This window comes from Amaricoccus sp. (genome assembly GCF_036846665.1).
GTDB lineage: Bacteria > Pseudomonadota > Alphaproteobacteria > Rhodobacterales > Rhodobacteraceae > Amaricoccus.
The window spans coordinates 1-2451 of record NZ_DAIUBO010000368.1 but is presented as its reverse complement, the minus strand read 5'-3'; the positions used below and the strand labels follow the sequence as shown (position 1 = coordinate 2451).

Here is a 2451-nt window from a genome sequence, read left to right as displayed (position 1 = left end):
GGCTCTACGCTCTTCGGCCAGTTCACCGCTGGCTTCGGCGGCGTGACGCCCACCATCGACGAGGCCATGGCGATCGTTCTGGCGGCGCTTTCGCTGCTCGGCCTCGGCATCTTTGGCCCTGGCATCGCCACCGGCCTCGTCTCAGGCGGGCCGCAACTGGGCGCGGGTGCTGCCGTCGGCACCGGGCTTGCCGTCGGCGGCGCCACCGTCGCGGCCGGCGGCGCGGCCATGCTCGGCGCCCGCGGGGCCGGGGCGCTCGCCTCGGGCGGGGCAGCCGCGACGCGCGGGGCCGCTGCCGCCACCGGCGCCGCTTCCACCGCCTACAGCCTCGGATCGATGGGCCAGACCGGGGCCGCCGGTGTCGCCTCCGGTCTCGGCGGCTTGGCGCGGGCAGGGGGCGCGGCTGCCATTTCGCCCCTACGCCGGGCCGCCGCTGCGGCCTCGGGCGCCCTCAAGGCAAGCCATGCCGCAGGTTCCCGAGCAGGCTTTGCCGCCACCGGCGGCGCCTCGTCGCTTGGCAGCGTGGCAGGCGCCTCGGCCGCCATGTCCGCCCCCGCAGGCAGCCCTCCCGCCTGGGCGCGCTCCATGCGCCGCAGCCAGGCCATGAGCCAGGGCGTCTCCGCCGCCACCCATGCGCTGCGCGCCGGGGACAGCCCCGGCTCCGGCACCTCCGTTTCCCTCTCCGAAAGCGACCGCCCATGAGCCTCTTCAAACGCGCCGCCGCGCATTACAGCAAGACCCCGGAACCCGAGACCCCGTACCAGAAGGCGGCCCAGGTCTGGGACGAGCGCATCGGCTCCGCCCGGGTGCAGGCGAAGAACTGGCGCCTCATGGCCTTCGGCTGCCTGATCCTCGCGGGCGGCTTCGCCACCGCGCTGGTCTGGCAATCGGCGCGCGGCACCGTGGTGCCTTACGTCGTCGAGATCGACCGGCATGGCGAGGCCCGCGCCGTCGAGGCGGCCAGCGCCGGGTACCGACCGAGCGATCCGCAGATCGCCTGGCATCTCGCCCGCTTCATCGAGGAGGTCCGGGGCCTGCCCGCCGATCCCATCGTCGTCCGGCAGAACTGGCTCCGCGCCTATGAGTTCACCACCGACCGCGGTGCGCTGGCGCTGAACGACCATGCCCGCGCCAACGACCCCTTCACGCGGGTCGGCGAGGATCAGGTCTCGGTCGAGATCTCGAGCGTCATCCGCGCCTCGCCCGACAGTTTCCGGGTCGCCTGGTCCGAGCGGCATTACGAGAACGGCCAGCTCGCCCGGACCGAACGCTGGACCGCGATCCTGACCATCGTGATCGACCCGCCGCGCACGGCGGACCGCCTGCGCGCCAACCCCCTCGGAATCTACATCAACGCGATCAACTGGTCGCGGGAGATGAGCCAATGACCCGACCGATCCTGCCCACCATTCTCTTGGCCACCACGCTCCTCGCAGGCTGCGCCAGCGACCGTCCGCCCGCATTCGCCTATGACGACGCTGTCCCGCCCTTACCGTCGCCGCCCGTGGCCGCGCCCGACGACCGCCCGCGCCCACTCCATGTCCCGCCCGCCTGGACCCCGAGCCGGGGCGGGGAGGCCGCCGCCACACCCGTCGCCCAGGTCGGCAATGCCAATCAGGCCGCGCGCGTCGAACCGCGGCAGGCAGGGTATTTCAACGCAATCCAGATCTACCCCTGGTCCGAGGGCGCGCTCTATCAGGTCTACGCCGCCCCCGGCCAGATTACGACCATCGCGCTCGAACCCGGCGAACGCCTCGCCGGCACCGGGCCGATCGCCGCCGGCGACACCGCGCGCTGGATCATCGGCGACACCGAAAGCGGCGCGGGCCGCGACACCCGCGTCCTCGTCCTGGTGAAGCCCACGCGGCCCGACATAAGCACCAACCTCGTGATCTCGACCGACCGGCGGACTTACCTGATCGAGCTCAACGCCAGCGAAGAGACCTGGATGCCCGCCATCTCCTGGGCCTATCCGCGCGCGCCCGACGCTCCACGCGTCGCGCCGGCCACGCCGCGCATCCCGCCCGCGCATGCCCGCAACCACCGCTACGGACTGCAGGGCGACACCCCGCCCTGGCGTCCGGTTTCCGTCTTCGATGACGGGCGCCGGGTCTATGTCGTCTTCCCCCGCGGCATCGCCCAGGGCGAGATGCCGCCGCTCTTCGTGCTCGGCGCCGATGGTGAGCTCGAGATCGTCAACTCCCGCATCCACGGCAATGTGCTGATCGTCGACAGGCTCTTCGGCGCCGCCGAGCTGCGCCTCGGACGCGGTCCCCGGCAGGAGGTGGTGCGAATTGTGCGGATCGAGCCCCAGACCGAAGTGGCAGCGGTGCGGCACGATGCGGAGCGGGGGACATGAGCGAGACATCGACCGACACCGCTGCCGCCATGCGCCTGCGCGCCGATCCGCCGCGCGTCACGCGGATTTCCCGCAAGGTGATCATCGGGCTC

General features: G+C 72.5%; 2 protein-coding genes and 1 pseudogene. All 3 read left to right on the top strand.

The window, feature by feature from the left end:
• A pseudogene (locus tag V7050_RS20350) lies at nt 1-702 on the top strand (P-type conjugative transfer protein TrbL); the annotation flags it as partial.
• Nucleotides 699-1388 (top strand): conjugal transfer protein TrbF, encoded by a 690-nt coding sequence (gene trbF, locus V7050_RS20345; protein ID WP_324370720.1) that lies wholly within the window; start codon nt 699-701, stop codon nt 1386-1388. The pseudogene V7050_RS20350 and the gene trbF, both read left to right, overlap by 4 nt.
• Entirely contained in the window at nt 1385-2359 is a 975-nt protein-coding gene (trbG, locus tag V7050_RS20340; protein WP_324374372.1) for a P-type conjugative transfer protein TrbG, read from the top strand. The genes trbF and trbG overlap by 4 nt, the downstream gene beginning before the upstream one ends.
• Nucleotides 2360-2451: the final 92 nt, after the last annotated feature.

What these genes read in the sequence shown, in the direction of transcription:
- trbF (WP_324370720.1), top strand. Translation starts at nt 699, where the DNA reads ATGAGCCTCTTCAAACGCGCCGCCGCGCATTACAGCAAGACCCCGGAA.
- trbG (WP_324374372.1), top strand. Translation starts at nt 1,385, where the DNA reads ATGACCCGACCGATCCTGCCCACCATTCTCTTGGCCACCACGCTCCTC.